Annotated in this window: 7 protein-coding genes and 2 pseudogenes; 2 read left to right on the top strand and 7 right to left on the bottom strand. The window is 54.2% G+C overall.

From position 1 onward, the window contains the following. The 5 genes and pseudogenes from BSU04_RS49185 to BSU04_RS27675 form a co-directional block, all read right to left on the bottom strand. A pseudogene (locus tag BSU04_RS49185) lies at positions 1-143 on the bottom strand (ISL3 family transposase); the annotation flags it as partial. A 137-nt stretch (positions 144-280) separates the two neighbouring features. Next, positions 281-679 (bottom strand): hypothetical protein, encoded by a 399-nt coding sequence (locus BSU04_RS27695; RefSeq protein ID WP_373452880.1) that lies wholly within the window; start codon positions 677-679, stop codon positions 281-283. Between the two features lie 559 nt (positions 680-1238). After that, positions 1239-1436: a CopG family transcriptional regulator gene (locus BSU04_RS27690; protein ID WP_075357199.1), complete on the bottom strand. Its 198-nt coding sequence runs from the start codon at positions 1434-1436 to the stop codon at positions 1239-1241. A gap of 428 nt (positions 1437-1864) precedes the next feature. Further along, positions 1865-2683: a fused MFS/spermidine synthase gene (locus BSU04_RS27680; protein ID WP_179258464.1), complete on the bottom strand. Its 819-nt coding sequence runs from the start codon at positions 2681-2683 to the stop codon at positions 1865-1867. Between the two features lie 167 nt (positions 2684-2850). Continuing rightward, complete coding sequence (locus BSU04_RS27675) at positions 2851-3297, bottom strand: hypothetical protein (protein WP_089163566.1); 447 nt, start codon at positions 3295-3297, stop codon at positions 2851-2853. A gap of 351 nt (positions 3298-3648) precedes the next feature. Between BSU04_RS27675 and BSU04_RS27670 the strand changes: the two genes are divergently transcribed. Next, complete coding sequence (locus BSU04_RS27670) at positions 3649-4101, top strand: hypothetical protein (RefSeq protein ID WP_089163563.1); 453 nt, start codon at positions 3649-3651, stop codon at positions 4099-4101. A 9-nt stretch (positions 4102-4110) separates the two neighbouring features. Then, positions 4111-4926, top strand: a complete 816-nt coding sequence (locus BSU04_RS27665) for a fused MFS/spermidine synthase (RefSeq protein WP_256983343.1) — start codon at positions 4111-4113, stop codon at positions 4924-4926. Between the two features lie 200 nt (positions 4927-5126). On the opposite strand, the gene fabZ is transcribed toward BSU04_RS27665, so the two are convergent. Both fabZ and BSU04_RS46665 read right to left on the bottom strand, forming a co-directional pair. Further along, a complete protein-coding gene (fabZ, locus tag BSU04_RS27660; protein WP_089163562.1) occupies positions 5127-5585 on the bottom strand; it encodes a 3-hydroxyacyl-ACP dehydratase FabZ in 459 nt (152 codons plus the stop codon). A 190-nt stretch (positions 5586-5775) separates the two neighbouring features. Further along, positions 5776-6093, bottom strand: a pseudogene (locus BSU04_RS46665) (DUF1269 domain-containing protein); the annotation flags it as partial.

Raw genomic sequence — 6093 nt, 5'->3', positions numbered from 1 at the left:
GCTGGACACGGTAACTTTTTCGCGTCGCAGGACACTTCGAAATCGATCCGGCGCTTGGTTGTATCGAGCTCAACTCTGGATACCATCCACGGAGCTTGCAGACCCAACGCGGAAGTAAACAGGGTTTCAACGGCAACACTCACAGACGATTCCTCGATTCAGATAAGGGCGACTACTGCCTACCATCACTTCTTCGCAACCCGTCGACATGGCCGTCGGCTTACAAAGAATCTGATGGGAAACAGCGGAGGCCATTATGGTACTTGATGTCAAGTTCCACTCAAAACGTCCTTGGGCCCTTCTTCAGGCCCAGGACAGCGGCCGGGACTGCCACCGTCACGACCACAAAAATAGAGACCCCGATCGATAAGGGGAGGTCCAGGCGTTGCTGTAGCCAAAGCATGCGGGCGCTAGCGAGCACGACAATCAGGTAGGCGATATCGTAAGACACTAGACCGACCAGCATCGCTGCCATCGCGATCTCCGCGGGGACGTGCCGTCTGATCAGCCCCCGTACCACCAGCATCGTTCCGCTGATGCCGCCGCTCGGCAGTACCTGGTCGGTGAATACCTTGGCGACGCCAAGCGGAACGAGGACCCGCAGCGGCAGCGGATGCCCCGCACGATTCAACGCCTGAAGCCATACGAAGGCGGCCCTGATGTAGGTTCCTGCTTGCACGAAAAGTGCCCCGACTAGCCACGCAGGACGTGCCGATCGCACAAGCTGCACCATCTTTTCGAGCGAACCGAAATGCAGGGCGACGAGAATGACCGCGAGGATGCCAACAGACCCGCCGCCCAAAACATCAGCGAGCGCAACTGTGACGCTTTACCGAGCAGACCGGGTGCAATCCTAACAATCCCTGTATCGGTAGAAGGAAGGGGTCTGCCTCCCGACGGCAGGGTGTCGCCCTCGGGATCGTGGGGCGCGCGGACGGTGGGAGTGTGCGGAGTGGTCATTGTGTGACCGATAGCGAGACAGGAAAATGGGCGCTGTTCGGTATTGCCTGGTCGTTGTCGCCGGCCTGCACAGTGTAGTTGCCCCGTCCACGGCCTGCGTTCAACAGGATTTGCCTCTATGCGATGCGTATGACTTTTACTGTTGCGAATGCTCGGGGGCACAGCACCGTGTGCCAGTTCGTGTCAGAAAAGGCAACGCATGAGCTCCGTGCCAGACGGAAAAGCGCTCGTCTGTGTATGACAGCGCTTTCGCGAGAGCTCAATCCAGGGTCCTCAGTCTAAGCCGTTTTGCGGCGCCCACGCGTACCGGCTGCGCTTTGCGTTTTGTAGGTGACTCCATGCTCTTCAAGGTAGTCACGGATCAGCTGACGGACCACTTGAGACGGCGTCAGATCCTGAGACGAGCACAGTTTTTCAAACGCTTCCTTTTTCACCGGGTCGATCAGAATTGTGAGCCGAGCGCTTTTCGTTTCCATGGCAGCAAGAAAAAGTAGATATGGTAATCAAATTATAATGCATCGTGGCGTGCAATGCACCTTCAATCATCCTATGCATACCGGTTGACGTTCGCCCCGTCACGGCCCCGCTTCTTTATTCGCTTACCTCAATCAGGAAAGGGCCCGACGCAACGCGTGCGTTCGAAGGAATTGTTGACCCGCAGCGGTGATCGACATGATGCGGCGCCCCTGCACTGGATTGTTCACGAATCCGGCTCTCGTCAGTTCTTGCGTGACCGACCAGCTCAACGCAGGATGCGTGCGCCCATATCGTGGCCTGGACAAGACTTCAAGCGCCCACGTTGCGGAGTGACTGAGAGTGATTGGCTTCGTGGGGATGCGGTTGTGCATTGTAGTTCCTTGTGGTTACTTTTCAGGTCGTTCACAACCGGCACGCCCGGAGCGGGCTATCGACCTTCCTGGTAACGAGACCAGTCGAAACGCTTTCCTCTCTCAATGCGGGTTGCCGTAGCGTGCATGTTCACCGTGTGGCAGGAATCGAGAAGCGTCGCTCTGCTGAGCATCTCTTCGTAGGACGGAATAGGGGTATCATTTTTCCATGCGAATGCGGTGATGTTGTTCGGGCTGCCCTCTGATGGAGCCAAGACAACAGTCTCACCAAACACTTGTTTCAGCGTCCGCAAATTTCGATGAAAGTTGGGCTCGTCCGTTACTAGATTCGCCACGAATATGCCGTCGTCGCTCATTCGAGCTCTGCAATCCGAGTAAAAGGCCTTGCTGGCCAATTCAGGCGGTAGGCCATCGGCAGTAAATCCGTCTACGAGAATGACGTCCGGTCGATGATCTGATCCTTTGACGTAGTTCGCGCCATTGGCCCATACCACCTCGAGGCGTTCACTGTCGGGCGGCAAGTGGAATCGATCACGCAGGTTGATAACATCACGATTGATTTCCACGACAGCCAGTCGCGCGTCCGGTGAATGGCGATGGCAATATTTCGCAAGCGATCCGCCGCCCAACCCGATCATCGAAATGCGACGCGGAGCAGGGCGAAACAGGAAAAAACCGACCATGGTACGGGTGTAGCCCAACGCAAGGGCATACGGATCGGCGATGAGCATGGAGCTCTGGACACCTCGCGCATCAAAGTACAGGGATACGACAACGTCATTTTCAATGACGATCGGGGTTCCAGCTTTGCGCTTCTTGCCCGGCGCCGACACCGCTTCGGAGTCGATGTCGCCATGCCGGCCAATGGCATACATGTTTTGTTGCATGATTTGAGCTAAGCGGTTTCCACCGCAATGAGTACTGCAGCCAGCGCCTTAAGCATCTCTAATTCGTCAGTGCCCATGGCGAGGATCCCTGATCCGAGTACCTGGCTTCGTGAGCAAAGGCATCATTGAGCTCGCGTCAGACCAGGCTGCACTGGTTAATGTCGATAACTGGAGATGACCTGGGCGAGGAAAACGCGCAAAAGCGGATCCCACGATCCTGCACTTAAGGGAATGACGGCGGTATCGATTGTTTCCATCTTGCGATTGAAGTGCACTGCGCGAAGCGATCTATCCTGCGGAGGTCCGCGGAAGAATAACCCGGCATCATCGAGGAGCAAGTGAGGTGTCAAACGAAACCGGGCACCAAACAGCGATGTGGCGTCGAAGACATGTCGGGCAGACTCTTTTCGATATACGAACGCAGCGTTTACCCCCTCATTCTCGAGGCGGTCGCAGATATCAGAAAACCGATACACCATCTGAAATCCTCGCTCACCGCCGCGTCCCACGCCAACCACGATCAGACCGTGCTGACCCATTAAGTCGTGGAGGTGCAGACGTTTGTAGTCGTGCGACTTCAGGTCAACGTTCGTGTCGATCACGTTCATTCCCCCGCCAACGTCTGGCGATGCTTTGTTATGTAACAGCGGTTCATCCCATCCGGCTTACGAACCTGATTCCAGGCGTCCATTGTATTACAATATAAACATAAGTTAATGATAATTTCATTATCATTAGATGCACATCATCGTATGATAATGAAATTATCATTTTCTTGTAATTTGATGATATTCTTATATCGGACTTTGTCGGTTCCTTTGGCCGTACTCGTCGCGACGAGCTGGCGTATTCAATACGTCGGAGTCGATCGGCAAGTTGGTTGCTGCTGCAGGCCAACCCCGGTCCGGGGCGGACGGAGAGGCTAGTGCCTGTGGAACGTAACGGAGGAAGAGGTGCATTTCAAGCACACTCTGGAAGAGCATCAGATGGCCGGCGCTTCGTTGCGCGGTGGCTTACACCAGCAGGTTCATCTCATCACGCCGGCGTTCGCCAAGGATCGTTGTTGCGCGCTTGGACTATGGATAGACGCGAATGAGGATGCCTGGGATGGTTTTCCAGCGTTTTTACATCTGAAGATCGCACACGCCAGTTTTCACACGGTCGCCTTCGTCGTTGCCATCGCCGTTGAAGAGAGGCGGCTTTCGGAAGCAGCGGCACTGCTTGAGCCAGGATCCTTGTTTGAAAGCGCGGCCGAGTTGTTGAAAATTGCCGTGCGACGCTTTCAACATGAATCGTTAGAGGCTATTTGCGTTCCGGGCGACGAACTTCATGCGTGCAAACATGAGCAAAAAATGGTGCATTGCGAGCTTATTCTGCGTCACCACGATCTAAAAAATTCTATCTAGGATATCTAATTGTTGACCGATTACACGACGATGCAAAAAGTCATTGAGGAATGGGGAGCTTTTCGTCACGAGCCCGCGGTGTATGAGGAGCAACATATTCGCTCTCTGCAATTCGATCCATTCGCGGTGCAGAGTTCAATGAGGAAGGGCGCACCGTTTGAGTTGGACCTCTCATACACCCGCGCGATGATGGCGTTCCAGCTATTCCGTAGTGACCCGAAAGATATTCTAATTGTCGGACTAGGTGGCGGATCACTATCGAAGTACTGTTACGACAAATTTCCCACTGCCCGTATAACGACGGTCGAAATTGATGAGAGAGTCATTGCGCTGCGCGAAGACTTTTACATCCCAAAGGATTCCGACCGGTTTCGAATCGTACATGCTGATGCCGAACACTATATGTTGAATGCAGAGCCCATTGCTGACGTCATCCTATTGGACGGATTTGATACGTTCGGCTTACCAGCGGGTCTCTCGAATCAGCGCTTCTACAAAAATTGCTACGTTGCATTGCGTGATCAGGGGGTCATAGTCGCCAACTTGCTCAATAACGATTTTCAAATTCGGACCTATCTGCAGAGGATAAGAACGAGTTGCCACGGCCAGATGTATCGAACCATTGCATGGAGTGGGGGCAACACGATCGCTTTTGGTGTCAAGCAGAATGACATTCCGAAGTGGGAAGATTTCTACGTTCGGGCAAAATCTATCAAGGCAACAACGGGGCTAAATCTCACTCGACACGTGAGGCGGATGCAACAGAATTACGACAAACTGCTATCGATACGGAATCGAGGCGTTACTGAGAGCGTATTGCAATAAAATGCTTGCCCGACTAAGCGATAAATCTAGACCGGCGGTAGGCTGGGGTAAGTCTCGTTAAGAAGCTGATAGCTTATTACCGGGATCGTGTTAATCCGTTCGAACGGAATCCGGGTGCAGGCGGTAGTGATGACTCGAGTGTTGATTGGTCGCGCGTCCGGTTGGCTAAGCGGGTGTGGGTGAGTTGCCTTTTTTTGGGGTTATACCGCGACGTCGGTCACCGAACATATGGGATTCGCTTCTGCAGCGACGACGCCATCTACCTCGGCGTGTGCGTCAAACTTCCAAACTCCTCGCATGTTTCGACCCGCACTTACATAAAGAATCAACTGGTCGCCTGGTTCGACGACGCGTTTGAAGTGCGCGTTGTCAATACCCAAAAAGTAGTAGTGCTTGCTCTCCGGCTTGCGAAGCTCTCGTGCAATACTGAGCAACGCGGCCGCCTGAGCAAGCGCCTCAAGGATCAAGACCTCGGGCATGATGGGATGTCGTGGGAAATGACCTGTGAAGAATGGATCGTTGATCGAGACATTCTTTAGCGCCTTGATCCTCTTGGCCGGAACAAGCTCAAGCACGCGGTCCACCAGAGAAAACGGATATCGATGGGGCATGAACGCGAGAATGTCGCGAATTTCCAAAGAAGCTGAGACGGTGTGCATTTTTTACGCAAGGTGGCCGTTGTTAGGATCGTGTAGAAGGCTTAAAAAGGGCCGACACCGAGCATGAGTTGGTCGGCGCGTTGCCCGCATGCACCTGTATGACAGTACCGAAAGTATCGAAGGCGAGGGTCTTCGTCTTTCGGTCTTGCGATTAACGGCATGTCCAACGTGCCAATACGGGCGAGTTACATCAGAGGGTTGATCCGACCGGCACTTCGGTCGCAGGCATCGCGCCTTCGTGAAGGTCCAACCGTGCCGGCTTATGCGTTTGCAGGATTGCACGGGCGCGCGCCATCTCTTCGGCGGGGCCGTTCGCCATGACAATAAATCCATTGGCCTGCAGTGCGGTCTCGTAATGGATCACGTGATCCTTCGGAACGCCCGCATTGAAGAGCGCGGCACTCAGGGCACTGACACCGCCTACTACCACCGCGCCTTCGAGAGCGGATACCACGACGGATGCAAGATAGCCGACCACAACGACGGGTCCGATGATCGGCAACGTCAG

It is taken from the genome of Caballeronia sordidicola, assembly GCF_002220365.1.
GTDB lineage: Bacteria > Pseudomonadota > Gammaproteobacteria > Burkholderiales > Burkholderiaceae > Caballeronia > Caballeronia sordidicola_C.
This window is presented reverse-complemented; position numbering and strand designations above follow the sequence as displayed.

Coding starts and splice junctions, on each gene's coding strand:
- BSU04_RS27690 (WP_075357199.1), bottom strand. CDS start 1,436: ATGGAAACGAAAAGCGCTCGGCTCACAATTCTGATCGACCCGGTGAAA.
- BSU04_RS27680 (WP_179258464.1), bottom strand. CDS start 2,683: ATGTATGCCATTGGCCGGCATGGCGACATCGACTCCGAAGCGGTGTCG.
- fabZ (WP_089163562.1), bottom strand. CDS start 5,585: ATGCACACCGTCTCAGCTTCTTTGGAAATTCGCGACATTCTCGCGTTC.